Annotated in this window: 26 protein-coding genes; 12 read left to right on the top strand and 14 right to left on the bottom strand. The window is 37.1% G+C overall.

Annotated elements, in window-relative coordinates; genetic code table 11:
* The first annotated feature begins 55 nt into the window (after positions 1 to 55).
* Positions 56 to 874, top strand: coding sequence for a Dam family site-specific DNA-(adenine-N6)-methyltransferase (locus tag H4J70_RS15740; protein ID WP_220463144.1), 819 nt, complete (start codon positions 56 to 58; stop codon positions 872 to 874).
* Positions 875 to 892: 18 nt separating this feature from the next.
* On the opposite strand, the gene H4J70_RS15735 is transcribed toward H4J70_RS15740, so the two are convergent.
* Positions 893 to 1120 carry a DUF2970 domain-containing protein gene (locus H4J70_RS15735; protein ID WP_182251429.1) on the bottom strand — a complete coding sequence of 76 codons (228 nt, stop codon included), beginning with the start codon at positions 1118 to 1120 and terminating at the stop codon, positions 893 to 895.
* 315 nt (positions 1121 to 1435) lie between these two features.
* On the opposite strand from H4J70_RS15735, the gene H4J70_RS15730 reads away from it, so the two are divergent.
* Positions 1436 to 2617: a GGDEF domain-containing protein gene (locus H4J70_RS15730; RefSeq protein ID WP_182251428.1), complete on the top strand. Its 1182-nt coding sequence runs from the start codon at positions 1436 to 1438 to the stop codon at positions 2615 to 2617.
* Positions 2618 to 2673: 56 nt separating this feature from the next.
* Here H4J70_RS15730 and nagB read toward each other — a convergent pair whose 3' ends face one another.
* A complete protein-coding gene (gene nagB / locus H4J70_RS15725; RefSeq protein ID WP_182251427.1) occupies positions 2674 to 3480 on the bottom strand; it encodes a glucosamine-6-phosphate deaminase in 807 nt (268 codons plus the stop codon).
* 260 nt (positions 3481 to 3740) lie between these two features.
* On the bottom strand, positions 3741 to 4430 hold the full coding sequence (locus tag H4J70_RS15720) for a TorF family putative porin (RefSeq protein ID WP_182251426.1): 690 nt from the start codon (positions 4428 to 4430) through the stop codon (positions 3741 to 3743).
* A 660-nt stretch (positions 4431 to 5090) separates the two neighbouring features.
* On the opposite strand from H4J70_RS15720, the gene rpe reads away from it, so the two are divergent.
* Complete coding sequence (gene rpe, locus H4J70_RS15715; RefSeq protein WP_182213845.1) at positions 5091 to 5765, top strand: ribulose-phosphate 3-epimerase; 675 nt, start codon at positions 5091 to 5093, stop codon at positions 5763 to 5765.
* Between the two features lie 39 nt (positions 5766 to 5804).
* On the top strand, positions 5805 to 6809 hold the full coding sequence (gene trpS, locus H4J70_RS15710; RefSeq protein ID WP_182213843.1) for a tryptophan--tRNA ligase: 1005 nt from the start codon (positions 5805 to 5807) through the stop codon (positions 6807 to 6809).
* Positions 6810 to 6897: 88 nt separating this feature from the next.
* On the opposite strand, the gene H4J70_RS15705 is transcribed toward trpS, so the two are convergent.
* Entirely contained in the window at positions 6898 to 7872 is a 975-nt protein-coding gene (locus tag H4J70_RS15705) for an FHA domain-containing protein (protein WP_182222459.1), read from the bottom strand.
* Entirely contained in the window at positions 7863 to 9116 is a 1254-nt protein-coding gene (locus tag H4J70_RS15700; RefSeq protein WP_182242266.1) for a serine protease, read from the bottom strand. The genes H4J70_RS15705 and H4J70_RS15700 overlap by 10 nt, the downstream gene beginning before the upstream one ends.
* A gap of 141 nt (positions 9117 to 9257) precedes the next feature.
* On the opposite strand from H4J70_RS15700, the gene H4J70_RS15695 reads away from it, so the two are divergent.
* The 7 genes from H4J70_RS15695 to H4J70_RS15665 all read left to right on the top strand — a co-directional run bounded on the left by H4J70_RS15695 (position 9258) and on the right by H4J70_RS15665 (position 16481).
* A complete protein-coding gene (locus tag H4J70_RS15695; protein ID WP_182213838.1) occupies positions 9258 to 9680 on the top strand; it encodes a CBS domain-containing protein in 423 nt (140 codons plus the stop codon).
* 323 nt (positions 9681 to 10003) lie between these two features.
* A complete protein-coding gene (locus H4J70_RS15690) occupies positions 10004 to 12184 on the top strand; it encodes a TonB-dependent receptor (RefSeq protein ID WP_182251425.1) in 2181 nt (726 codons plus the stop codon).
* 327 nt (positions 12185 to 12511) lie between these two features.
* On the top strand, positions 12512 to 12736 hold the full coding sequence (locus H4J70_RS15685) for a FeoA family protein (protein WP_182213834.1): 225 nt from the start codon (positions 12512 to 12514) through the stop codon (positions 12734 to 12736).
* The gene (gene feoB / locus H4J70_RS15680) at positions 12736 to 14952 is read left to right on the top strand and encodes a ferrous iron transport protein B (protein WP_182251424.1); all 2217 of its coding nucleotides are present in this window, start codon (positions 12736 to 12738) and stop codon (positions 14950 to 14952) included. The genes H4J70_RS15685 and feoB overlap by 1 nt, the downstream gene beginning before the upstream one ends.
* A 180-nt stretch (positions 14953 to 15132) precedes the next feature.
* Positions 15133 to 15528: an MmcQ/YjbR family DNA-binding protein gene (locus tag H4J70_RS15675; RefSeq protein ID WP_182242370.1), complete on the top strand. Its 396-nt coding sequence runs from the start codon at positions 15133 to 15135 to the stop codon at positions 15526 to 15528.
* Positions 15529 to 15938: 410 nt separating this feature from the next.
* On the top strand, positions 15939 to 16220 hold the full coding sequence (locus H4J70_RS15670; protein ID WP_259366807.1) for a DUF6482 family protein: 282 nt from the start codon (positions 15939 to 15941) through the stop codon (positions 16218 to 16220).
* Positions 16221 to 16223: 3 nt separating this feature from the next.
* Positions 16224 to 16481 carry a DUF3081 family protein gene (locus tag H4J70_RS15665; RefSeq protein ID WP_182251423.1) on the top strand — a complete coding sequence of 86 codons (258 nt, stop codon included), beginning with the start codon at positions 16224 to 16226 and terminating at the stop codon, positions 16479 to 16481.
* Between the two features lie 128 nt (positions 16482 to 16609).
* Here H4J70_RS15665 and H4J70_RS15660 read toward each other — a convergent pair whose 3' ends face one another.
* Genes H4J70_RS15660 through H4J70_RS15645 form a run of 4 tightly spaced genes read right to left on the bottom strand, consistent with a single transcriptional unit; the run spans position 16610 to position 18901 of the window.
* Positions 16610 to 17356 carry an SDR family NAD(P)-dependent oxidoreductase gene (locus tag H4J70_RS15660; protein WP_182251422.1) on the bottom strand — a complete coding sequence of 249 codons (747 nt, stop codon included), beginning with the start codon at positions 17354 to 17356 and terminating at the stop codon, positions 16610 to 16612.
* Positions 17319 to 17744, bottom strand: a complete 426-nt coding sequence (locus H4J70_RS15655; RefSeq protein ID WP_182213827.1) for a thiol-disulfide oxidoreductase DCC family protein — start codon at positions 17742 to 17744, stop codon at positions 17319 to 17321. Before H4J70_RS15655 ends, H4J70_RS15660 begins: the two co-directional genes overlap by 38 nt.
* Before the next feature lie 15 nt (positions 17745 to 17759).
* On the bottom strand, positions 17760 to 18197 hold the full coding sequence (locus H4J70_RS15650) for a DUF3429 domain-containing protein (protein ID WP_182244026.1): 438 nt from the start codon (positions 18195 to 18197) through the stop codon (positions 17760 to 17762).
* Between the two features lie 29 nt (positions 18198 to 18226).
* Positions 18227 to 18901: a flavin reductase family protein gene (locus tag H4J70_RS15645; RefSeq protein ID WP_182251421.1), complete on the bottom strand. Its 675-nt coding sequence runs from the start codon at positions 18899 to 18901 to the stop codon at positions 18227 to 18229.
* A 300-nt stretch (positions 18902 to 19201) separates the two neighbouring features.
* On the opposite strand from H4J70_RS15645, the gene H4J70_RS15640 reads away from it, so the two are divergent.
* On the top strand, positions 19202 to 19975 hold the full coding sequence (locus H4J70_RS15640) for a MipA/OmpV family protein (protein ID WP_182222453.1): 774 nt from the start codon (positions 19202 to 19204) through the stop codon (positions 19973 to 19975).
* A 13-nt stretch (positions 19976 to 19988) separates the two neighbouring features.
* Here the strand turns inward: H4J70_RS15640 and H4J70_RS15635 are convergent, their stop codons facing one another.
* The 5 genes from H4J70_RS15635 to H4J70_RS15615 form a co-directional block, all read right to left on the bottom strand.
* Positions 19989 to 20423, bottom strand: coding sequence for a hypothetical protein (locus H4J70_RS15635; RefSeq protein ID WP_182222452.1), 435 nt, complete (start codon positions 20421 to 20423; stop codon positions 19989 to 19991).
* A gap of 85 nt (positions 20424 to 20508) precedes the next feature.
* Entirely contained in the window at positions 20509 to 22278 is a 1770-nt protein-coding gene (locus H4J70_RS15630) for an alpha-amylase family glycosyl hydrolase (RefSeq protein ID WP_182251420.1), read from the bottom strand.
* 13 nt (positions 22279 to 22291) lie between these two features.
* Positions 22292 to 23521, bottom strand: a complete 1230-nt coding sequence (locus tag H4J70_RS15625) for a glycosyl transferase (RefSeq protein ID WP_182242276.1) — start codon at positions 23519 to 23521, stop codon at positions 22292 to 22294.
* A 10-nt stretch (positions 23522 to 23531) separates the two neighbouring features.
* The gene (locus tag H4J70_RS15620) at positions 23532 to 24380 is read right to left on the bottom strand and encodes a mannosyl-3-phosphoglycerate phosphatase (RefSeq protein WP_182213815.1); all 849 of its coding nucleotides are present in this window, start codon (positions 24378 to 24380) and stop codon (positions 23532 to 23534) included.
* Positions 24377 to 25258 carry a kinase gene (locus tag H4J70_RS15615; RefSeq protein ID WP_182251419.1) on the bottom strand — a complete coding sequence of 294 codons (882 nt, stop codon included), beginning with the start codon at positions 25256 to 25258 and terminating at the stop codon, positions 24377 to 24379. The genes H4J70_RS15620 and H4J70_RS15615 overlap by 4 nt, the downstream gene beginning before the upstream one ends.
* Positions 25259 to 25297 lie beyond the last annotated feature (39 nt).

Raw genomic sequence — 25297 nt, 5'->3', positions numbered from 1 at the left:
AAACGTCTATTTAAGCCTAGCACTTAAATAATGAGTTGTAAGGCAAATGGGTTAAATGATCAAAAAGCATCGAGCATTTTTAAAGTGGGCTGGCGGAAAATACGGCCTCAGCGATGTAATTAATAAAATGTTACCCAAAGGGGAGCGTTTAGTCGAACCTTTTGTCGGTGCTGGTTCAGTATTTCTGAACAGTAATTTTGACCATTACTTGTTAAATGATATAAATCAAGACTTAATCAATCTCTATAATATTATTAAAGAAAACCCACAAAAATTTATCAAAGATTCAGCGATATACTTTACGCCTGAATATAATCAATCTGAAGTTTATTACCGGTTACGAAAAGAGTTTAATGCCAGTAGTGACAGCTACTTTCGTTCGCTGGTATTTCTTTATATGAACCGTCATGGTTATAATGGCTTATGTCGATATAATAAATCGGGCGGTTATAATGTTCCCTTTGGTAAGTATAAACGTCCATATTTTCCTGAAAATGAAATGCTGTATTTTGCGGAAAAAGCTAAGAAAGCCACTTTTGTTTGTGAAGGTTACCGAGAAACTTTTGCCAGGGCAAAAAGTGGCGATGTCATTTACTGTGATCCCCCTTATGTACCATTAAGTAAAACAGCTAGTTTTACCAGTTATGTTGGTAATGGCTTTGGTTTAGATGAGCAAGCTGATTTAGCCAATATTGCTGAAGAAGTCACTGAGCAAGATAAAATATCAGTATTGATCAGTAATCATGACACTATCTGGACACGTAAAATATATGAGCATGCCAGTAAGCAAAAAACGATACAAGTAGCGCGCACTATTAGCCAAAAGGCGAGTAAACGTAATAAAGTTGCAGAGTTACTGGTACTTTATAAGTAAGCTTCTAAGTCACTTATCTTAAGGTAAAACTAAAGATACTGCCGCGATCAACACGCCTATAAATATAGCGACACCGATTACAGCAGCAATGATGAAGTGGCTTAGTTTTCCTTCACTAAAATCTCTATCGCGGTTTTTATTACTTTGTACGCCAAAAAAAGCGGCGCCGACGCTTTTAGCGGTCGTTTTAAAACTACTACTTTTATCAGAAGAATTTGTTTTTTTTGATAATTTTTCCGTTGGCATCATATAATCCTTTTGTTGGGTGACACTTGATAGTCGCTTACTTTTCGCGCTAAAACAATCCTAAATATATTTCATCATTATTATCTACACGTTTTAGCGTTATCGAACGAGCAACTTATTTCAAGGTGATCGCTAACGTGGTGGCGATTAACAATGATTACCTGTTTAACATAACAGGGTAAAGTCGATATAAATTATAAAAAATGCATATATTTTTGACAGTAAAATATAGCTAGTCTATGCTAAATTGTATATTTGTCTAATATACAGATTATTTATCTAATTTACTGATAAAAATAGAAAAAGGATTTTCCATTGAACACTGATTTACTCAATTATGTTAACTTTCCCGCTTTAATTATTAATGAGCAAGGAACTGTAGTTAGTCGTAGTAAACACATCAAGCATAAATATCATATTAATGAGGGAGATGACTTCTTTGCATTATGTGACAGTAAGGTTAGTTTATCTGAATTCATTCTCAACTTTTCTAATATGCCTTTAGGCTCAAATGATAAATGTTTAACACATTTTAGTTTTATCCAAAAAAATATAGAGGTGTATGTCAGTATTATCAGTAAACAGCCGATTCTTTTTCTTATTGAATATAGTGCTGAATTACTACAGGACTCATCTGTTGTTGATTTAGTCGACCACTCGAATAATTTATTGTCCTTAGTTGATAAAAACTATCACTATTTGTCAGTTAATGAGCAATATAGCCATAAATGGGGCTTGCCAAAAGCGGACATTATTAACCAACATGTTATAACGGTCTTAGGAGAAGAAGCTTTCAATAAAGTGGTTAAGAAAGAGCTCGATTTATGTTTTTCAGGCAAGGTGAGAACTTATACTGATTGGTTTTATTCAGAAAATAAAAAACAAATGCTCTTTCTCAAAGTTGCTTATCAGCCTGTTTTTGATAGTCATTCAGACCAAGTTAACTCTGTAGCCGTTACAGTAACTGATATTACCGATATTCAAGTACTCAATGAAAAACTGACGGAACAAGCTTTCCATGATCCGCTAACCACCTTAGATAATCGATACGCTTTAATGGCATATTTCGATAAACTTTCCGCCACACTGACCAGGAATGATTGCTACAGTCTAGTAATGATAGACTTAGATGATTTTAAACGCGTTAATGATTCATACGGTCATAATATCGGTGATGAACTGTTAAAAGCCTTCGCGGTTAACTTAAAAAACACTTTACGTGCCGATGACTTTTGTTGTCGATGGGGCGGAGATGAATTTGTGCTGTTATTAGCGCAAGGAAACACAGCTCAAACATTAGTCACTGCGAGATATAATATAAACGATCGATTTCAGCAACTGCAAGAGAAAGTTTACCAGGTGGCAAAGCATAAATTATCATTGAGATTCTCATTCGGTTTAGCGTTATTTCCACAACAATCCAAGAGCTTAGAACAACTCATCTCGATAGCAGACAGCAAAATGTACCGAGACAAAAAACTACAAAAGTTAAGTTAAATCTCACCTCAACAAAGGTCCCTAGATTAGGGACCTTTGTTGAAGCATTCACTTTGTTAATAATTATGATAAAAACCATAAGTTTCGTTGATTTTACGGTGTTGCTGATCAGCCCAAAGGTAATACTGATGATCTTGTAGTTGGCTTGCAGCTGCTTTGTCTAACAAAATAACTGCATTTTCATGCATCTGTAATGCGGATGCCGGACACATAGCGGATAAAGCTCCGGTGATCATTGTATTTACTGCTTGGGCTTTATTTTCTCCTGTCGCCATTAATAATACATAGCGAGCATCCATAATCGTGCCAATACCCATGGTCATTGCCATCGTTGGTTGTGTTTCACCGTCTTTAAATAAGCGGCTATTATCTGTCAGTGTTTGCTGGGTTAATGTTTTGATACGGGTACGAGATGATAAGCTCGAAGTCGGTTCATTAAAACCAATATGGCCATTAGCGCCAATACCTAATATTTGTAAGTCGATACCCCCTAATGATTTTATTTTGTTTTCGTAGTTAAGCCCTTGTTCACGAGGGTTTTGGTTATGGTTACACGTTGGTAGGTAGGTATTGGCTTGTGCTATGTCTACGTTATCAAATAAATGCTCTTTCATAAAACTCCGATAACTTTGAGCATTATTAGCATTAATATTATGGTATTCATCAAGATTAAATGACGAGACGTGGCTAAAGCTTAGCCCTTCATTTTTATGTTTATTAACTAAATGTTTATAGAGGCTAATCGGGGTGCTACCGGTAGCAAGACCGAGCACAGGTTTGGCTTTTTTAGTGATTAATTCACTGACCCATAGTGCTGCATGCTCTGCAACTTGTTCAGCATCATCAAAAATAATTATTTGCATGTAAAATCCTTAAAATTTAATTTAATTAGGTAAAATTTCACTAATGGATGCAAATCGTTATTGTGATGAATATCGGCTTTTTGGTTTCGCTAAATATATTAATTAGGTTTAAATATCTTAGCTATGCCGCCGTTTATTTTTAAATCAACACTAATATAATTGTACTACGCGAAGATTTTTTTTGCACTGTCTTTAACTATCTTTAACTATCTTTAACTATCTTTAAAAAGCCAGTAAAATTATTACTGGCTTATCTTTATTTATAAGTCGATATCAACCGAATAAGAAATGACAAACTTCATATCATCATTATCGATGTCGGTATCAGATACCGCAAAGGTAAAGCCATCTTTACTTAAGCTAACACTGTAATCGTTATAGTCTTCTGCGATCATGGCGTCGTCAAAAGAATAATCGCCAAGATGAAAAGCTAAGGTTAAACCATCAGCTACTTCAAACTCTGCTCCCGCTGCAATATATAAGCTGGCATCAGCAAAAGCAGCACCGTCGTCGTTATGAATTCCGTAACTTGCTGAAAGTGAAAAATATGAATAGCCCAAAGAGCCATATATCTCGCCAAAATCATATTCGTTAGTACTATCAGTTTGGGCTGAGTCAGGGTAGGCATAATAAATATAACCCACATCATAACTAACATCTTCGTTTAATTGGCCGCTAAAACCTAAGTAGAAATCTAGTTCAGCACTCGCATCATCACCAAAATCGACATTTGAAGCCCAAGCTCCAGCATAAAAGCCTGAATCGTCAGCATAGTCGATACCACCAGAAATAGCGGCAGCATTGTCTGTTTGGCTAACACCACGCCATATATAGTTACTACTAGCAGCAACATTAGCAGATAAACCTTCAACAGCTAATGCTTGTGTTGATAATAATGAAGTAGCGGCAAGTAAAGATGTGAGCGATATCGATAATAGTGTTTTTTTCATAATAGTCTCTTTATGTAGTAGTTTTTTATTTAATATTTTAGGGCTAAACCATACATTGCAAGGTAGATGCCTGAGCGACATAATAATATTAATAAAATTTACATAGTTATTTCAATGACTTGGTGAGGTTGTTTTTTTATTATGAGGGTCTCTCACTAATAGACGAGCTTTATTGGTGCAATTAAATCGTTAACGCTCATAAAAAGTGCATAAAATATCGATTCGTATTATCTCGTATGTCGTGGTCTTTCTTGGCAGTCTTTCACGTATAGTTAAAACGTTAACGTTGATAATAAAAAAGTGCATAAAATATCGACTGGTATTATCTGTGATGGCGTGGTCTTTCTTGTCAGTCTTTCACGTTATAGTTAAAACGTTAACGTTGATAATAAAAAAGTGCATAAAATATCGATTCGTATTTTCATAAAATATCGACTGGTATTATCTGGTATGGAGTGGTCTTTCTTGGCAGTCTTTCACGTTATAGTTAAGCCGTGGTTATAAAAAGTAATCAGAGCACGAAATAATCATGAGCATTCGACACTAAAAGAGCAATCGCTAGGTAACATTGAGTTAAATAACGCTTGGACGCATGAATTTATAGAGTTTTCCCTTAGGTCGTTGTTATAATGTTGCGCAATATTCTAAAAAGGTTTATCTATGTCTTCATTTTTAATTGCTCCTTCTATATTGTCTGCTGATTTCGCACGTTTAGGTGATGATGTTGCTAAGGTTTTAGCTGCGGGTGCCGATGTTGTGCACTTCGATGTAATGGATAATCATTTTGTGCCTAACTTAACTTTTGGCCCAATGATTTGTCAGTCGCTACGTGATTACGGTATTACCGCACCTATTGATGTACATTTAATGGTCAAGCAGGTTGATAGTCTAATTCCAGGCTTTGCTAAAGCAGGCGCAGATATTATCACTTTTCATCCAGAGGCAAGTGATCATATTGATCGTACTCTGCAATTAATAAAAGACCATGGCTGTAAAGCGGGACTGGTACTAAATCCGGCCACACCATTGAATTGTTTAGATTTTGTTATGGATAAACTTGATGTTATCTTGTTGATGTCAGTTAATCCTGGCTTTGGTGGTCAATCGTTTATTCCAACCACATTGGATAAGTTGAGATTAGTAAAAGAGCGCATCATCGCTAGTGGACGTGATATTCGTTTACAGGTTGATGGCGGTGTTAAAGCAGACAATATTGCTGAGATAGCGGCGGCGGGCGCTGACATGTTCGTTGCAGGGTCAGCCATTTTCTCAAAGCCAGATTATAAGCTGGCGATTGATGAAATGCGCAGCGAATTAGCGACAGTTAGCCAATAGTTTAATTAACAAATAAATCAAATAAAATAAAGAGAAATCATGAGTAAACCTATCGTATTAAGCGGCTGTCAGCCATCAGGTGATTTAACCATTGGTAATTATTTAGGTGCGTTAAAACAATGGGTTAGCATGCAAGATAGCCATGAGTGCTATTACATGTTGGTTGATCAACATGCTATTACTGTTCGCCCAAACCCCGCTGATTTGCGAAAGGCGACGCTTGATGGCCTAGCCTTGTATCTAGCCTGCGGCGTTGACCCAGAAAAGAGTACCATCTTTATTCAATCACATGTCCCTGAACATGCTCAGCTTAGTTGGGTGTTAAATTGTTACACACAAATGGGCGAATTGAACAGAATGACGCAATACAAAGATAAGTCACAAAAGTCTGAAGCAAATATGAATTCAGGTTTATTTACTTATCCAGTCTTAATGGCAGCAGATATTCTTCTCTATAATGCTGACCGTGTGCCGGTTGGTGAAGATCAAAAGCAGCATCTAGAATTAGCTCGTGATATAGCGACTCGTTTTAATAATCTTCATGGTGACACATTCACTGTGCCAGACCCTTATATTCCTGAATTTGGTGCGCGAGTAATGAGCTTACTTGAACCAACAAAGAAAATGTCAAAATCAGACGCTAATCCTGGTAATTTTATTGGCTTATTAGAAGACCCTAAAAAAATCAGTAAAAAAATCAAACGCGCCATGACTGATTCTGATGAAGAAGCTAATATTTATTTCAATATTGAAGAAAAACCAGGTGTATCAAATTTATTGTCTTTATTGTCTTGTTGTACAGGTGAAACCGTTGAGCAGTTAGTACCACAATATGAAGATAAAATGTACGGGCACTTAAAAGGTGACGTTGCTAATGCTGTGGTTGCTTTATTAGAACCTATTCAGCAAAGATATCATCAGATCCGTGAGGACCAGGCTTATTTAGATGCAGTGATGAAAGCAGGCGCTGAAAAAGCATCAGCTAGAGCAAGTAAAATATTAGCAAAAGTTTATGATGCGGTAGGTTTTATTCCTCGACCTTAATGTGTCGTCATCACTCAGTCGTTATTCTCTGGGCTAACAAACAAAAAAGCTAACGAACTCGTTAGCTTTTTCTGTTTATTAAGGCGCTTTATTTGTCTTCAAGTGCTGCTTCTTGCGCATCGTTAAATAATGTTTTACTGCTCTCAAGAAAACCTTGGACATTATTGCTGTGAGTAAATAAATAACTTGGCGCCATTAACGTGGTATTAAAAGCGGGACGGATACTGAATTCAGGTTTTTTACTTAACTGAATTAAGAAACTACCACCAAACAATAGCAGCGTCATGCAACTTGCTATTACTGTTCTGCGTCGAGTGCTCATATGAAAACCAATTTGGCAATTTAGCCAGAATAAACAAAATGCCAATACAATAGGTAAGAAAGTGGCAAGTACGCTGAGTATTGACTGAGATGAAGCATTAAAGCTGGTGATGTTTTCAATAAAATCACTTAGCCACATTAAATTATAAAAGACAAAACAGATGCCTAATTGTCCCCAAAATCTAGCATCATGCTTGGTTAAATGAGAAACCAAAGCAACACCAATAGGCCAAAGCCCAAAGAGTAAAGTCATGCCAATAGCCGGTACTAATAACTGAGTGAAATTGACTTCTACAGGGTTGTGAAGGTTAAATAACCAGCCGGTAACACTGGCAAATAATAAAATGTTTATGGCTAAAAAGACCGGATGTCTTGTTAAGGTTAAAATATTTTCAAAAGGACTAAAACTAATGCTTTCAGGTACGGGATGATCGGGAAAAACAATGCGTACTAAACTTTTGCCAATCATAAAGACTTGTCCAGAACGAACGATGTGCTGATGGACAGCTGATTTTGTTTTTGAAAACTCATCGTCATAAAAGCTGCCGTTAATAGAGCCTTCATCGTTTAGCAGCCAATGTTCACCATTAAAATTAAGGCTAAGATGTTGGGCACAAATATGTGGGTCCGCCATAATAATATCATTATCATAACCACGACCAATATTGATGTGATTTTGCATAAATTTATGCCGAGCTATTAATTTATGGGCGCGAGTAATTTCTTCTATGATTATTTCCATGAAATAGACTCCATAAATTTCTCTGTAAACTTGAGTGCACTATTTTGCGTAACGCCAGCGACAGTAAAGTGGCTAAGTAAGGCTTGGTCGCCCTTATCAACAGAAATAGCTATATATAAAACGTCAAATAATTTAGGGAAATCTTTGTAGGCACGGGTACAAAAAACTGATTTGTTGGTAATCGCTTGGTTTGATGGTGTAACAATATCGTGCTGACATTGAAACTCAGTAACATCATCTTTACCCGCTTTGTTTCCTGGCATGACTTGCGTTAATTGACGCTCAAATATTTGATAAAACTTAGTGTCGCTAAGTTCTTTTGCTTGCATATAGCGATATTCCATTTCAATAGAGCCGGTGAAAAAATCATTTGAGATGTAAGTGTTTTCATCCAAAGAACAATTAGCAACCACTGCTAGAACAATAGCATCTGCCTTATCAGCGTTTGACTCTCCCCAACAACGAATAAAAGGAATATTAACCACGGGAATTAAACCTTCTCCTAAAGGGCGCATCTGCCATTCGCTATTTAACAAGGTGGTAATTAACTTGTCTTGATTATCGGCAAGTTGTTGTGCCATTTGTGCTGCAATACTTTCAGGATTACCTGTTTTATAACGCTTGTATAAGTTAAGCAGTTTATCGTGTGGTACTAAAAATCCGATTTGATTACCTGAAGTCGCCACATTTATTCCAACAACTTCAGAGTTTTTATTAACGACAGGTCCGCCACTCATCCCAGAGTTCACTGAGCCGGTAAAATGGATGCGGTCGTTAAAAGATTCATTCTTCAAACCATTGTAAGTGCCGGGTACTACTATCATGCCTAAATCGTGCGGGTTACCTAACGAATAAAGCTCTTCGCCTTTTTGGGGAACACGCTTTGCAATTTTAAAGAAAGGCATTTCGCCATCGGTTGTTCTTTTTACCAAGGCTAGATCATTGATAACATCAACACTTTGCAAAGTAAGTGGCGCTTTTTTACCTTGATGATCAAAAATTTCAATCGTGTACTTATTGGGATGACGCGCATAGCCAGAAATAACGTGATAATTGGTTGCAATTAAACCGTCGGCACTAATTTGAAAACCAGAGCCAATTGATGACTTTTCACCGCTGGCGATGTCTATAAGTCTTATTTGATAAAGTGACGGAGCAAGTTGTTTGAATATTTCTTCTGCTTGTTCGGTGGCATAACTTATTGTGCTAACACACAATAAAATTAAGGTAGTTAAACCTTTCATTTATATTCCTTATTTTGAGTCTTAGTTCATTGTGCCATTGTTAGGTTAATTGTCATCTATTATCCCCAAATAAAGTAAATTCTCTTTGTTGTTTGTTAATGTATTGTATAGTTAAGAATAAAATGGATAAAAGGTAGCGTAATGAAAATAGCCAGCATCATGACCAAAGCATTTGTTAGCGTCTCTTTGGACGATACGTTATTGACGATAAAAAATATTTTTGAACATGCTAATTTTCATCATTTACTGGTCGTTGATAATAAACAATTATCAGGGGTTATTTCAGACAGAGATCTTCTCAAAGCACTGAGTCCTAATATCGGCACTGCCGCAGAGCTCCCAAGAGATACAGCAACCTTAAACAAGAAAGCGCATCAAATACTGAATCGCAAATTGGTCACCTTAACGCCTAACGCTAATGTTTTTGATGCCATTGATATTTTTAATCAGACTAAAACGTCATGTATTCCTATTGTTGATGAAAATAGCATTCCCGTTGGCATATTAACTTGGCGAGATATCATGAAAACTTTAGGAGATAAAAATGCAGAGCGCCGTAATTAAGACAATAAGTTATTAACTATTGTCTAAGTTTAAAGCAATTATGTTGCTTAAAGTAACTGCCGTTAATAGGTTAAATTAGTCTGCTTTGAAAATAAGCTAGTTGTGCACTTTTTGCTTTTAACGTTAATCAGCTCTGTAGCTAAGGTTTTTAGTTAAATAACGATTACTCTTCTAAAATGTCTTGTTTGACTTAGGTCAAGTAAGTCATTTTTTATTGCGACATTATGTCGCAGTTCACTGTTTTTACTTTGTTTTTATTGATTATAGCTAACACAATAGTATTAATTCTATTTGGTATACTCAAACAAGTAAGTGAAACAACTATGACGTTTTCAATTAAACCCATTGCTTTAGCAATAAGCTCTTCATTAGTTTTTAGCAGTCTTTTGTCTATTAGTGCTTTTGCTAATAATACGTTTGATTCAACGGCTAACCTCGATGAGATTGAAGTGATCACTATCACTCATCAACGTCACCATCTCGGCATTGAAAATAATGAAAGTTATGCCCAAGGGAAGACTACGGAGCCCGATTTAGCGAGTTGGTTAAAGTCGGTCCCCGGTGCAAATGTCAACAGTAATGGCCCGGTAACGGGTATTGCACAATATCGTGGCCTATATGGCGACCGAATTTCAACCACACTTGATGGACAAGCTGTCATTGGCGCTGGTCCTAATGCTATGGACACACCCTTAAGTTATTCTACGCCATTAATTGTTGAGTCTATGACTGTCTATCGTGGTATCGCCCCGGTTTCTGCCGGCATAAATACCCTGGGTGGTGCTATTGATGTAAAAATGCGTAAAGCAGAAGCCAATAATAGCGAGAAACTCGCGATAAATGGTGATTTACAAGCAGGTGTTCGAAGCAATAATGAAGCGCAAACATTATCATCGGTGGTTAATCTTACCAAAGGTGATATTGCTGGGCTTTTTTATGGCAATGTTCAAGAAGGTGAGAATATGGAAAGTGGCGATGGTAAAATTATATCGCCAACTGATTTTGCTAAACGACAATTTGGCACTGATTTACGTTATTTTGGCGAGAGTAGTGAAACAGGTTTTAGCTACCATTATACAGATACCCAAGATTCGGGTACGCCAGCATTACCTATGGATATAGAATATATTTATAGTCACCGAGCAAGTTTAGACGGTAACTTTACCTGGGCCGATTGGCAAGCAGATTGGTTGTTAGGCTACACCGATGCCGATCATGGTATGACTAACTTTGAAAAGCGATTGAATAATAATCCAGAAAAACATCGTCGTAATAATGCTACGGGTATAACAACTAATTTTAATTTTTCGCTGGGTAAATCTTTTACTTTTGGTGAGTTAGAATTTGGCTTCGATGGTTATCTAGCCAAGCATGACTCTGTGATCACCAATCCAAATAACTCGATGTTTGCCGTGGTAAACTTTAATGATGTCAAAGATGATCGCTTTGGGCTATTTGCACAATGGCAGCAAACCTTTAACAATACCAAAGTTCAGTTAGGCGCCCGTTTAAAAAGAGCTGAATTAGATGCAGGTCAAGTGGCAACATCTATGGCAATGATGATTATGCCGATGGGCTCTGCAATGATGGATAATATGAATTCAGCTATGCCAACGATGGCTGATTTAGCCATAGACTTACGGGATAACTTCAATAACAGTGATCACAGTGTTAATGATACCAATATAGATATCGCATTAAGCACGGAAACTCAATTATCGAAAGATTTATCATTATATATAGGCGTAGGTTTAAAAAATAGAGCGCCTTCATATCAAGAGCTTTACCTCTGGACCCCGATGGAATCAACGGGTGGGCTGGCCGACGGTAACACTTATGTGGGTAATATGGATCTTAACAGTGAGACAGCTTATCAAGCGGATGTCGGTTTTACCTACCAAACTGAAAAAGTTATGATCACACCTCATTTCTTCTATCAAAATATTGATGACTATATTCAAGGTACTCCTTTAGGTATGTTGGATATGTCAGCAAAAATGATGGCCCAAATGATGGCGGGTGATGATAACCCTCTAAAGTTTACTAATGTAGATGCTAAGCTTTATGGTGCTGATGTAAATGGCTATTACACTATAAATGATCAAATACAATTATCAGCCGTGGTCAGTTACGTACGTGGCGAACGTCGTGATATTAATGATAACTTGTATCGTATTGCGCCATTGAATGGTCAGTTAAGTGCCAATTACTTTAGTGAGAATTGGTCTGTAAATATGGTTTTAGTGATGGCCGCCGCACAAAAAGATATTTCATTAACGAATCAGGAACAAACAAGTGCTGGTTATGGTGTGATGAATGTAGACGCTCAATATTACGTCAATAATCAATTAACGCTTCGTTTTGGCGTTGATAATCTACTCAATAAAGAATATCAAAATCACTTAGGTGGCTATAACCGAGTCAAAGGCAGTGATGTAACGTTTATGGACCGTTTACCTGAAGAAGGTACCAGTGCATGGGCAGAAATGACATATAGCTTTTAATCTATAAATCATACTGTCATTAAAATAGTAAATCGCTGACAAGCTATTTGGATTTGTCAGCGATGTTTCATTAGGTAATATTTAATTTTCATAATAACAATACCTCTCTTACCTTTTCGCTATTTTTACGTAAGCTGCGCAGATAAATCCAGTTATATTTTTAATATGATTATATTGAACGCTTGCTAAACTATTAAATTTTAAATCAAATTTATCAGTAGATTAATTTAAGCTGATTTAGATCAATTACGCTGTTATATACGCTTGCTGAAAAGTTAATAGTAAAGTAGAATTAAATGATAATCATTATTATTTGAGTTGTTGTTTATGACCCTTTCACAATTGAGGCGTACCCAACGAGCGGTGATCCGCACGTTGCCAACAAATTTCGATTTGACTTCAAAGTTAATCGAGCAGGGTTTTGCGTTAAAAACTGAGATATCATTAGCCCATAAAGCACCATTTAATGGGCCACTTGCCTTTCATCTCCATGGTACTAAAATTTGCTTAGCACCGAGTATTGCTCAACAAATAGGTATAGAAATCGTCTAATGTCACAAGCTTTACATTTGGCTCTAGTTGGCTTTGCCAATTCAGGAAAAAGCACGTTTTTTAATGCTCTAACGGGCGCGAAACAACAAACAGGAAACTGGACTGGCGTCACTGTAGCGACAAAACAGCAGCGCTTCTCATTTAATAATGAGCAAGTTTTACTTTCAGACTTACCTGGCATTAGTTCTCTCGCCACTCGAACTGAACAAAGTAAAGACCTGACTATTACCCAAGATTTTCTTAAAAATAACGACATTGATTGTTTAATTAATGTCGTCGATGCGACGCAATTAAAGCGTCAGTTGTATTTAACGACTCAGCTACTTGAACTCGGTTTACCGGTATTATTGGTTATCAATAAATCTGATCGAAAAGAAGCGCAAACCGTTGATATAAATATTTTAGCCAAAGAACTTGGCTGTAAAGTTATTATTGCCAACAGCTTAGCTAAAGATACCTTAAAACAAGTTGAACAGGCTTTACTTGAATTACCTAAAGCAAGTGAACGTCCAAAGAAATTAATGTTATCAGCAGATATTGTCAATAAACTCGCTGACAAAAACTCAACTGAGGTGTTAATTGATCTTGAATGTGGCGCTTGTAATGATCAAGGTGGCTGTCAGCAAACCAATACCGATGCTATTAGTATTATGCAGGCGCGTTACGAGTTTATTCAGCAGTTATTGATCGATGTTAAAAAGGGTCTACCGGCTTCCAAAAAAGCACCGGCAATAAGTTTAAGTGACCGCCTTGACCATTTTATCCTTCATCCTTGGTTAGGTGTGCCCGTTTTTCTTAGCATGATGTACTTATTGTTTATGTTTGCAATCAATGTTGGTAGCGCTTTTATCGACTTTTTTGATATTTTAGCCGGCGCTATTTTTGTCGATTACCCGCAAAGATTTTTATCAAGTTATGATTTACCTCAGTGGTTGCTAACCTTAATTGAAGGAGCTGGCTTAGGTATTCAAACGGTCGCTACTTTTATTCCAATCATCGCGTGTTTATTTATTGGTTTATCGATTTTAGAAAGCAGTGGCTACTTAGCGCGTGCAGCGTTTGTGGTTGACAGTGCTATGCAAAAAATTGGTTTACCCGGCAAAGCTTTTGTCCCTTTAATTGTTGGTTTTGGTTGTACGGTTCCTGCTGTAATGTCGGCACGAATTCTTGATAGTGAACGTGAACGTATCACCACCATAATGATGTCACCGTTTATGTCGTGTGGGGCACGTTTACCGGTATATGCTTTATTTGCTGCGGCATTTTTCCCTGATTCTGGGCAAAACTTAGTTTTCTTATTGTACTTAATCGGTATAGCGGCAGCACTATTCACTGGATTTTTATTAAAGCACACGGTATTAATGGGCAAAAATTCTGTCAATATTATGGAATTACCGCTTTATGAAATACCTAAGCTTTCTTATCTCGTGCATCGTGTTTGGCAACGCACTCGGTCTTTTATTTTGGGGGCAGGTAAAACGATTGTCTTAGTGGTTTGTGTACTCAACTTCTTTAACTCATTAGGTACTGATGGTCAGTTTGGTCATCAAGACTCTCAAGAGTCGGTATTAAGTAAAAGTGCTCAGGTTGTTACCCCTTTACTTGCACCTATGGGTATTAAGGAAGATAACTGGCAAGCAAGTGTTGGCATTATTACCGGCTTGTTTGCGAAAGAGGCTTTAGTGGCTACATTTAATAGTCTCTATACCGATGTGAATGCAGAGCCAGAAGCATTAAAGTCAATGGCTGAGTTGTGGACTGACGCGACGGATTCAATAAAAGAAAACTTATTAGGTATTCAAGCTGATGATCCTTTAGGGACTGATATCGGAGATGTTACCAACTTACATACCGCCGCAGAAGAACAAGGCGTTAATGAAGGAACATTCACCGTTATGCAGGCTGCATTTGCCGGTAAAATTGGCGCATTTAGTTACTTGTTATTTATTTTGCTTTATACGCCTTGTGCAGCAGCTATGGGCGCAATAAAGAGTGAAGTTGGCAGTCGTTGGGCTGGATTTGCGGCTTTATGGAGCTTTTCATTGGCTTATTTAGCGGCGACATTTACTTATCAAGTGGCAACCTTTGCTACTAATCCGTTGTCAGCGGGAATTAGCATCACCATTGTCATTGCCATTTTTGCGGCGATATATTATTGGTTAAAGCGTTTCGGTAAAAGTATTTTAACAATCCCAACACAAGTTTCTTATTATTAATTTAAGCTAAGCTCAGCTTTTGCTAAAAAATACCGATAGATTGTTTGTCGGTATTTTTTTAGGCTGAAGCTTCTGCCCATCTTGCTCACTAACCCAAAGTCACTCTTTACTGCTATGCTTAAATTCATTAGACCGTAAATTTAAGCCTTTAATTTATAGAGATAAACGTCAATGAAATCTATGAACCAACAAATGGCTGAGCACTATTTATCAGCTAAACCAGCAAGCTCACTTTATTATCCATTTGGCGATGACGTTAGCGTTTTCAAGGTCAAAAACAAACTGTTTGCAACGATTTCTCATGGTTCAAACGCTAAAAGTGCCAAGGTTGCAGAAGACGCTAAAGGCCACTTTTGGATGAACCTAAAATGTGACCCAGATGAGGCAGAGATATTACGTGATATTTTTCCAGGCATCATTCCCGGCTATCATATGAATAAATCTAATTGGAATACTATTATCTTAGATGGCTCAATTCCTCAGGGCGAGCTAGAGAGAATGATGGATAATTCTTATTTACTAGTGGTCAGTAAAATGACCAAGAAAGATCAGCAGTCAATTCTAATCCAGCTTTAGCCGCTATGGTAATATTGATTATAAACCTAGCTATTCGCTTAAAAGCGTTATCTGTTAATTTAACTGTTTGAACTAATCAATTTACTATGTGCAACCCTTAGCGGTGTGGTTACGCCATTTTGTATATACATACTCTGGGCTTTTTTGATATGAGCAAGGCTACCAGAGGATACACATCTCCACTCATCCATTACATGGAGATGGAGATACCAGACAGTTTTACTCTTCATAGATGTTCCTTAATGGCTGTAGCTGAATACTAGCTAAAGGATAATAGAGAGGAGCATCTTTTGACAAACGAGATATTTTAAGGTGATAGGTTAGTAAAATTCAACTATGAATTTTACTGAAGTTGATCTTTAATCTTCGTATCACCGTAATGATAGCTATACTCAAGTTGGAGAATTATTATGATGAATACATTAACTAACAGTAATCAAGCAACTATACCTACTATTATTGGTGTCGCTGAATCGACTCACTATTTAGTTGGCGCGGTTGATTCTCTCAATAACTTTATTGGTCTAACCCAATCTAGAGATGTTGCTGTGATGGGATCTTTAGTTGAAGCTAAAAATTATCTTCGAGATAATAATATATTTAACGCTGCACTAGAGTATCAAACAGCTTATGATGAAATGTGCGGCACCAGCAGTAGCAGTGGTCGATGCAGCCAAATGATTAAGTTTTAACTGATGAAGGATAGACAATTAACGCTAAGAGATTTTTTAGAAATCTATGACCATATCACCAAAGAGGGTACTAAACTCGATGGTGTTTATCAGTGTTCTGGTATTAAAGCTTGGCATGACTTTGATGGATATACATGTTGGTTAGGTTATAAAGACTTAACAATAACCTTATTATTCCATGGCAGATTTTCGATTGAATATGATAATAAAGTGACGCTTGAATCTTTTCATAAAATAGCTGACGGTTTTACTAAAAAATAATCACCTTTAATGAATATTCCCTAATAAAAACTGCAAATCTCATTGCAGTTTTTTTATTGTTTTTAACTTCAATAGTTAAATCAAAAAGTAACTTGGAATAATTAACTTTTAACGGCCATTACTGTCAGCTACCAATTAATAGACTTGCCCTGCCAATCAAGATAACTCAAGGTATGATCAATAGGAGTATCAGCAACAATAGTTAGCAATTGTTTGGCAACAAATTCACTGGTAAAAAGTTTATCTGCAGGGACATTCTTTTGAAAAGGTTTAGACAACGGCGTATCTGTAGTACCGGGATGAAAAGAAATTAGCTTTATATTCTTTGCTCTTCTTGCCAACTCAATAGATGCAGTTTTAAGCATCATATTTAATGCTGCTTTCGATGCCCTATAGCTATACCACCCGCCTAATTTGTTATCATTTATACTGCCGACCCGGGCACTAAAAACAATAAATTTACAGGGTGACTTCCTTGTCAGTATTGGTGTCAACTTCTGAACCCATAACATTGGGGTTAATGTATTTGCGCTAATAACTTGCTCAAATGCTTGTGCATCGAAGTCTTCTAGACGTTTTTCTGGTTGAAATTTATCACTATGCAGTATGCCGTTACAGACAAAGACTTGGCTTATGGGTAACTCACTATGTGCAACTAATTCTGCTATAGCATTGTCTATTGATTGCGGTTGGTAATCTTTAACCGTAATTTTTTTAGTTTTAAGGCTGTTTTGCTCCTCAACAGTGTCTTTCTCGTCAATGGCTTGTCGACTAATAAGAATAAGGCCAGTATCAGCCAAAGAAGCTACTTGGGTGGCAATTGCTTTGCCAATGTCGCTATTTGCGCCAATGATCAGTGTTAGTTGATTTATCATAACAAGTTCCTGAATTACAGTTTGCTGTTTTTATGCCAAAAACCTTGGCGAGAAGTGCTGAAATTTGATGACGGTATTTAGCCAGTCCTAAGTAAACCCAGTGGCTTAGTGTTTTAAATACTGGCCAATTAAGTGGAGCTACCCAAAAGCCTTTACCAACAAGTGTCCAAGCCCTATGTGTGACTTCTAAACCGAGCAGAACTTTACCATTATAAGTCGCGTGTAATATTTTCATAGCGGCTGAAAAATCAATTGCAGGGTATAGACTTGAAAAATTTTCTTGATGTATATCGACCAAAAGTATGATGTTGTCTTGATCATGCCTTTTTAGGTGGATCATTTCAGTTGCACACATTGGACAGTTGCCATCATAGAATATAGTTAGCATGAATTTTCCTAAAAGTTATTGGGTGGCTACATAAATGAACCACAAATAATAAGCACTGGTATGCAGTGAGAGAACAATAAAAGTTAGCCAAAAACGCATTCTCATGTAAGCCACATCAACATCGTTTATTTGTTCTACCATCGCTAATTTTTTTTCATATAAAAATAAAAACATAAAGCTGAACGACAATACTATCAAGGCCAAATCATCGGGCATCAGTAAAGTGGTAAAAGCGATCAAGCTTAATAAATTACTAATAATTTGCTGTGTTAGCCGAGTATTGTCTTCGGCTTTACGCCACAATGTGCCAGCAATAAAACTGACTATAATAGCGCTATAGGCTATAAAAGCTTGTTGTGCCCACACAGAAGAGTCTTCTAGCACAACACTTAAATATAAAAAACCTGCAAAAGGTAATAGACCAAGATAGCCAAGTAACTGCCAACTTTTCATTTTTGTCCCTAGAGTTCAGTGAAGCTTATTTAGATTTCAAATGAATTACCGTCAAGCGTATGGCCATCAAGTGAAATTTTTCCAGGTTGAGTTTCTGGCTTAGCATAACTCAATCGTGATAAGCGTTGACTGTTGTGGTAGCTATCTAGTCCTGATATGGCAACCGTACCCAATGATTCGATATCAATATAGCCATCGGCTTTAATAGCAACTTCATCACAAAGAATATCAGTGATTTCACCTATTACTAATTGGGTACCATTAAGTTCGATTGGCACTATCTCACGCAGTTTCAAGGCGTACTTTAAGTGACTTTCTTTAACAAAAGGGGCATTGATACCATCAACGTTATAAGGCGTTAAACCAGTTTGCTCAAATTCTGATTGGTCGGCATTATAACGTGCGGATGTTTGATGGGCCGCTTGCCAAAAACTTTCATTAACTTGATTTATGGTGAATTGTTTAGTCTGCAGAATGTTTTCTAAAGTATGACGTTCTACAATGTCTGGGCGAGTAATAAAACCAACTAGAGCAGGCGAAGCACCTAAATGGACAACAGAGCTAAATATCGCTAAATTGTTATGGTTTTGCTTGTTGCGTGTACCAATGAGGTTAGCACTTTTAAATCCGGATAAACTATTGACCAGTTGAGCCCGGTAGCGTGCATCCATCTTTAACAATTGGTCATGGCTCAAGTGTTTCATTTTAGGTTTACCCGATAATATAATTGATGGCTAACTATACGTAGTTTAGGCCAAGGACGATCACCTCGCTGAGATATTTTAATTATTGTACCTAGTTAACAGTAAAGACAAGGCTGCACTTTACTCTTTGTTATAATTAATATTATTTTTAATAACCGTATTATTAAATTAACACTGAATAAATAGAGTTATGATAAATGTATAACAAGCTGTTACTCGGTTAATTTCATCGGAGGTTTAAACCTCATTGCACTTTTAAACGTATACTCGGTATGATAAAAATCCAGTGAGAATTACCCAATGATACAAAGCATTTATAAAGCCTTAATATTAATTTTAGTTTTTCCAGCTTTTTACGTCTTTTCAGAGCAGGGGACAGTCGTATCTGTTGAGCGAAAGAAAGCCGAAGGTTTTTTATACGGCGTAGGTATCAGTGTTAATAAAGAGATATATAAGGGATATAACACCCGAGTAATGCCTTTACCTTTATTGGGATATCAAGGAGAAAACTTATCGGTATTTGGACCATTTATTAATTATAAGTTAATAAATGCGAATCGATTAACTCTCTCCGCAAAATTATCCCCAAGATTCCAAGGGTTTGATGAATCTGATAGTGCTATTTTCGAAGGGATGAGAAAAAGAAAAAGTTCATTTGATGTCGGCTTTGGTGTTGATTATCAACAAAATGATTGGAAAATCGGCTTTTCTTCGATGTTTGATGCACTAAATCGCTCAAATGGTTTTGAGATAAAATCAACGATTGGTCATGTTTTTAGGTATGGGCCAATATTTTTCGAACCCTCAATTTCACTCAGTTTCTTAGATAAACATCATGTTGATTACTATTATGGTGTTTCTAAAGACGAAGTGAATCAAAATAGGGGGGCTTACCTTGGTCATAGTGGCGTTAATAAAAATCTTGGATTTTCAATCGCGACCCCTGTTTTTTTTGGCGGATATACCCGCTTAAATCTTGAATACACTTGGTTTGATAAAAGTATTACTGACAGTCCTCTAGTTGAAGATAAAAGCAGTTTACAGTTGCTTTTAGTGTTTACGAAAAACTTCTAGCAGCACCATCAAGCTATACTAACTCGTAAGCTTTTAATCCTTTTGTTGTAGTAAAACCATATTCACTGAGCCAGCTAATCGCTTTATCTTGATCAGAAAATATTCGCCTCTCAAAGTTACTGCGTGTTTCAATTGCCATTTTATCGAGGTACATTTTTTTCATCATTGATTCATTGGCGACTTGCGCTGATTTTTCTAAACCATTTAAAATACAAAAAGCGGCTAACTCATCAACAACAGGGACAATTTCAGGAACACTTATTTGCCAGTCATCTAAGAAGACTAAATGCGCCCATTTTTGTATTTTTAACAATTTCACTTGCGCTATAAATGCTTGTGAAAAATTTTCCGCACACTCTTTATTCCAGGATCCCGTTAAGCGCGCGATAATTATATTATTGCTCACGTGTAATTTGAATTCACCATGAGGTGCAAAATAATCATGCATTGATAATCCCCCTGTTATTCCAAAGCTAATCTGCAGTTAATACCAAAATTATTTTTAGTATAGCGTTTATTTTTAACTTTTCACTTTATATATTTGATATCCATACTGTTTGATAAGGTGACAAAGTAAGCTCTTGGTTTAACTCTGTTATTTTTACTGCGGTAATAAGTTCAAACCATGATTCGGTAATAATTAAGTTCAGCTCACTCAAGGGTAATACTACCGGTTGATCAGAAATATTACTCACACAAAACATGCTTTGTTTTCGGTCTTTACTTTGTCGCCAAAAACCAAACAATTGCAAACCTAAATGCAGGGTAAATTGCGTTGCGTTAGGATGAAAGGCGGGTTGTTTAATTCTTAACGCCAATAAAGATTTTAATGATGAAAGCACTTTTGCATGGTGTAAGTTACTGTCATTAAGTGCTTCTTCTAAAGCTTCTACATGCCAGCGACGCCTGTTAATTGCACGGTTATGATGGGTATTTGCTAATTTTTGATAATCATTTTGTGTGCCTAGCATGCTGTGAATGTAGATACCTGGTATGCCTTCGAGGGCAAACATAATGGCATGTGCACAAATAAAACGCTCAAAATTCCACTGATCTTTACCTCGCACTGTGCCTTGCATTGCATCATAAAGTGATATGTTCATTTCATAGGCTTTTTGTTGGCCGGTATCTGTAGTGCGCCAAGATATTTTTCCACCGAAATTTTCTACTGCCTGTACTAAATTATCCAGCTCAGCTTCATCTAATAATCCTTCTGCCGGGCGTAAACCAATACCGTCATGTGATGCAATAAAGTTAAAATACATAGTGCCATCTTGCGCAGGAGGCATACTCATTAGCCAGCGTTTAAGGTATAAACAGTTACCCGTTAGCAAGGTATTTAATAACAACGGCGGTAATGAAAAGTTATATATCCCATGGGCTTCATTGGCATTACCAAAATAAGTGAGGTTCTGCGTATTGGGGATATTGGTTTCAGTGATAATAACAGCATCTTGTTTAGCTGACTCAATAAGCGTCCTTAATAACCTGACCACTTCGTGAGTTTGCGGTAAGTTAATACTGGGTGTTCCTACTACTTTCCATAAAAACGCGATGGCATCTAGACGAAATATTTTTACACCCATATCAAGGTATTGTTTAATAATAGAAGCGAAAGCTTTTAAAACTTCAGGATTACGAAAGTCAAAATCAACTTGGTCATGACTGAATGTGCACCAAACAAATTGTTTGCCTTTGCCAGTTTCAATTTCCTTTAAGAGGGGCGATGTCCTTGGTCTCACAACGGCTGACAAGTCATCATCAGCAAGAGCCGTAAAAAAATAATCGCTGCCTTGTCCTTCACCTTTAATGAAATTGTCAAACCATGCACTTCTGCTTGAACAATGATTGATGACGAGATCAGACATTAAACGATAATGTTCACTTATCTGGCCAATATCTTGCCAAGTACCTAACGACTCATTTACCGATGAATAATCGATAACTGAAAAACCATCATCAGAACTATAAGGAAAAAAAGGTAAAATATGCACGCTGTTAATCGTATTGCTAACGTTAGTGTCTAAAAAAGTCTTCAACGTTTTGAGTGGTGCTTCATCAGCCTTAACGATACTATCGCCATAGGTTATCAAGATAATATCTTCTTCTGACCAATGGTTTGAGAAAGGCTTCGCCGCCATTGTTTCTTTAGATAACCCCATAATATCAAGCAAAGATTGGGCAATATCACATACTGGCTTTTCAAGCGGGACATCGTGATAGATAGTCGAAAGCTGCTGAACTAACTTTTCTTTTAAATTACCCTGCAATTTAGGTGTTAACTGATTATCTTGCGTTGGCATGTGGCACCTTTTTTTATAATGCTTGTCTGAATTCTTCGTTATCTAACTCTACCGCTTCTTTTAGTTGCGATAAAATATCAGGTATGGCGCTAACTACTCTATTCCAAGAAGGAATAAAAGGCGTATCCATGGGTTGATCTAAGAAGGTATTGCCCGCGGTTAATATATTCTGTGCGAACATCTCAACTGCTTTTTCTTCATTATGAATATCAAGTTTAAGGCCATTCATCATGGCATCATTTCGATAAGTTTCGACATAATCCAACGCAATACGATAGTAAGTCGCTTTTAATGTTCTGAATTTTTCTGCCGTGAACGTTTCGCCTTGGGTAGCAAGTTTACGAATAAAGGCTTTACTGATATCAATCGACATTTTTGATAAACCACCATCAGTATTATCCAAAGATAAATCTTGATGCTTATGATCGTAGGTCGCCGCAATATCAACTTGGCATAAACGGTTAGGCGAATAGTTGCGATACATTTCTGAGAGCACACCAATTTCAAGGCCCCAATCACTAGGAATACGAATATCGTTTAATACATCTCGACGGAAAGAAAATTCACCGGCTAAAGGATATAAAAAACTGTCCATGTATTCTAAATAGTCACAATGACCGACTGTTTTTTTCAACGCTTTAATTAGCGGTGTTACTAATAGACGGGACACACGGCCATTTATTTTTCCACCGGCAACTCGTGCATAAAAACCTTTAGCAAACTCGTAATTAAACATAGGGTTAGCAACAGGATAAAGTAGTCTATCTAGTAGTTCACGTTCGTAGGTCAAAATATCACAGTCATGTAGGGCAATTGACTCCGCTTTACCTGAAGCTAAAATATAGCCCATGCAATACCAAACATTACGGCCTTTACCCAACTCTTTGGGCGCTAACCCTAGGGCATGTAATTTTGCATCTATCGCTTGTAATCTTGGACCGTCATTCCATAATACTCGGTGATGTTGCGGCAGTTGACCAAAGAAAGTTAAGGCGTGTTTATATTGTTTAAGATCGGCACGGTCAAGACCAATAACTATTTCTGATAAATATTCGACACCTTTAATTTTATTAATAATATCGGGTAAGGCTTTGCCTTCTAATTCAGAAAATAATGAAGGTAAAATAAGCCCTAAAGAGCGCTTTTTAGAGAAGGCTAGTATTTCAGCTGCCATATCTGCTGGTTCACGCTGTGCTAAGTTATGTAGCGTGGTTACTGTACCGTTTTGATAAAAATCAGCCATGGTTTACCTCTTATATAATAGTAGAAGATGAAAGTAGTTGCTTTGCAAGCAGGGTTTGTAGTGCTTGAGCCCAACCCTCAGGACCATAATCTTGCGTACGAGTCGTTTTAAATTGGCGATAGAGTTTGGGGAAGTTATGAACAGGTGAGCGAATTTGTACCGCGATATCTGCGGCTTCTAGCATTGGGCTATCATTTTCACCATCACCCAAGGCAATGGTCAGAATTGCAGGGTTATTAAAATTTTCTCGATATTGCTCTGTTAGCCAAATTAGGGCTTGGCCTTTATCGCAGTAGCCACCGACATGAATGAACCGACCACCTTGAACAACATTGGCTCCTAGATCAATAAGATGCTCTATAAAGCTATTTTTGCTGACCTCATCACCGAACCATTGAATGGGTTCACCATATTGTCTTTGTTGAGCGCGCTTAGCTTCTGTTAACGACAGCCCTGTTATTTCGGTAAGGTCAGCAGCAGACATAGTGGAAAAACCTTGATAATACTTTTTAAATTCATCAGTTTTTTCAGCTAATAAAGTTAACCAATGCTGCCTAGGTAAACAGAAAGATTTTACCCAATAGTCTCCAACAATTTCAGTGTCAGCAGGTTGTGCTGAAAAAGTAGCTATAGGTATATAAATAGCGGCACCATTTTCAATAATAAAGGGGGTATCTAGTTTGAGTTCACGATGAATAATGGCTAATTCAGCTAGGGTTTTACTGGTATTTAAAATAACCGGAATATTTGCACATTTTAATTGCGCAAGTGTTTTATCTGCGGGCCTTGATTGATAAGTGAAGTGATCGAGTAAGGTTCCATCTAAGTCACTAAAAACAAGTGTTCTTAATGAGCTCATCGTACTTCCTTTAGAGGCACATCTTTGATTTGGCGAGCATAATCTAAGTAAAATATTGCGTCAGCAGATTGTGCGATAGTCGTGCAGCTCTGTACGCTAAGTCTCTGGAAATATTGGGTGAAGTTTAATATTTCTGCAGGAGACATAACCTTTGAATTAGCTAAATCGATGTTTCTAGCTTGTAATTTTTGCTCTTGCTCTAATCGCCATTTATAAACACAGTCAAATGATGGTGCTTGCAGTGCTAACCAAAAGTCCATGCTTTTGTACAAGGGAACATAAGCTTCGCTCAGTTGTTGATTAACGTAATTTCGCCACTCACCTTTAGCGTCATACTGCAATTCAAGTTCATTAATAGCTGACCTTAGCTGTTCTTCAGTTTGAGGCTTTACCCCCCAACACCATCCTTCTAATAAAATAATATCTATTGGTTTATCAACCACAGTCCACTGCTCTTTTGGATAGGGTTCATCGGTAGCCTTATTGAATCTAGGGATAGAAAACCCGGTTTTTTTGGCTTTTAATTGTAAAAGTACGTGCTCAAGAGTCGCCATATCATGGGTACCTGGCACACCTCTGGTCGCTAATAAGGGGTGAATGTTTTCTGCAAGCTGCTGACGTTTTTCACCTGTTAGGTAAAAATCATCTAAAGACATTACCACCACATTAAGAGGGTATTGTGTTGTTAAATATTCAGCGAGAAAATCTGTTAATGTAGACTTTCCACTACCTTGGCAGCCATTGATACCAACAAAATACGGTGTGTTGTTTTTTTTGAATTGCCCTAATATCCGCTCAGCAAGTGGTTGATAATGCAGTCTAACGGTGTCGCTGAATTCATCAGGTAGTTTGTGTTGTTCAATAAAAGCAGAGAGCATAATTTTCACTATAGATAACGATTCATTATCATTAGAGCA

The sequence above is a fragment of the Colwellia sp. BRX8-9 genome (assembly GCF_014077245.1).
Lineage (GTDB): Bacteria > Pseudomonadota > Gammaproteobacteria > Enterobacterales > Alteromonadaceae > Colwellia_A.
Note: the sequence above shows the minus strand (reverse complement) of the source record. Positions and strands in the feature narration are given on the sequence as shown.

Excerpts from the sequence above, each read along its gene's own strand:
- H4J70_RS15740 (WP_220463144.1), top strand. The coding sequence starts at position 56 with ATGATCAAAAAGCATCGAGCATTTTTAAAGTGGGCTGGCGGAAAATAC.
- H4J70_RS15735 (WP_182251429.1), bottom strand. The coding sequence starts at position 1,120 with ATGCCAACGGAAAAATTATCAAAAAAAACAAATTCTTCTGATAAAAGT.
- nagB (WP_182251427.1), bottom strand. The coding sequence starts at position 3,480 with ATGCAAATAATTATTTTTGATGATGCTGAACAAGTTGCAGAGCATGCA.
- H4J70_RS15720 (WP_182251426.1), bottom strand. The coding sequence starts at position 4,430 with ATGAAAAAAACACTATTATCGATATCGCTCACATCTTTACTTGCCGCT.
- rpe (WP_182213845.1), top strand. The coding sequence starts at position 5,091 with ATGTCTTCATTTTTAATTGCTCCTTCTATATTGTCTGCTGATTTCGCA.
- trpS (WP_182213843.1), top strand. The coding sequence starts at position 5,805 with ATGAGTAAACCTATCGTATTAAGCGGCTGTCAGCCATCAGGTGATTTA.
- H4J70_RS15705 (WP_182222459.1), bottom strand. The coding sequence starts at position 7,872 with ATGGAAATAATCATAGAAGAAATTACTCGCGCCCATAAATTAATAGCT.
- H4J70_RS15700 (WP_182242266.1), bottom strand. The coding sequence starts at position 9,116 with ATGAAAGGTTTAACTACCTTAATTTTATTGTGTGTTAGCACAATAAGT.
- H4J70_RS15695 (WP_182213838.1), top strand. The coding sequence starts at position 9,258 with ATGAAAATAGCCAGCATCATGACCAAAGCATTTGTTAGCGTCTCTTTG.
- H4J70_RS15690 (WP_182251425.1), top strand. The coding sequence starts at position 10,004 with ATGACGTTTTCAATTAAACCCATTGCTTTAGCAATAAGCTCTTCATTA.
- H4J70_RS15685 (WP_182213834.1), top strand. The coding sequence starts at position 12,512 with ATGACCCTTTCACAATTGAGGCGTACCCAACGAGCGGTGATCCGCACG.
- feoB (WP_182251424.1), top strand. The coding sequence starts at position 12,736 with ATGTCACAAGCTTTACATTTGGCTCTAGTTGGCTTTGCCAATTCAGGA.
- H4J70_RS15675 (WP_182242370.1), top strand. The coding sequence starts at position 15,133 with ATGAACCAACAAATGGCTGAGCACTATTTATCAGCTAAACCAGCAAGC.
- H4J70_RS15670 (WP_259366807.1), top strand. The coding sequence starts at position 15,939 with ATGATGAATACATTAACTAACAGTAATCAAGCAACTATACCTACTATT.
- H4J70_RS15665 (WP_182251423.1), top strand. The coding sequence starts at position 16,224 with ATGAAGGATAGACAATTAACGCTAAGAGATTTTTTAGAAATCTATGAC.
- H4J70_RS15660 (WP_182251422.1), bottom strand. The coding sequence starts at position 17,356 with ATGATAAATCAACTAACACTGATCATTGGCGCAAATAGCGACATTGGC.
- H4J70_RS15655 (WP_182213827.1), bottom strand. The coding sequence starts at position 17,744 with ATGCTAACTATATTCTATGATGGCAACTGTCCAATGTGTGCAACTGAA.
- H4J70_RS15650 (WP_182244026.1), bottom strand. The coding sequence starts at position 18,197 with ATGAAAAGTTGGCAGTTACTTGGCTATCTTGGTCTATTACCTTTTGCA.
- H4J70_RS15645 (WP_182251421.1), bottom strand. The coding sequence starts at position 18,901 with ATGAAACACTTGAGCCATGACCAATTGTTAAAGATGGATGCACGCTAC.
- H4J70_RS15640 (WP_182222453.1), top strand. The coding sequence starts at position 19,202 with ATGATACAAAGCATTTATAAAGCCTTAATATTAATTTTAGTTTTTCCA.
- H4J70_RS15635 (WP_182222452.1), bottom strand. The coding sequence starts at position 20,423 with ATGCATGATTATTTTGCACCTCATGGTGAATTCAAATTACACGTGAGC.
- H4J70_RS15630 (WP_182251420.1), bottom strand. The coding sequence starts at position 22,278 with ATGCCAACGCAAGATAATCAGTTAACACCTAAATTGCAGGGTAATTTA.
- H4J70_RS15625 (WP_182242276.1), bottom strand. The coding sequence starts at position 23,521 with ATGGCTGATTTTTATCAAAACGGTACAGTAACCACGCTACATAACTTA.
- H4J70_RS15620 (WP_182213815.1), bottom strand. The coding sequence starts at position 24,380 with ATGAGCTCATTAAGAACACTTGTTTTTAGTGACTTAGATGGAACCTTA.
- H4J70_RS15615 (WP_182251419.1), bottom strand. The coding sequence starts at position 25,258 with ATGCTCTCTGCTTTTATTGAACAACACAAACTACCTGATGAATTCAGC.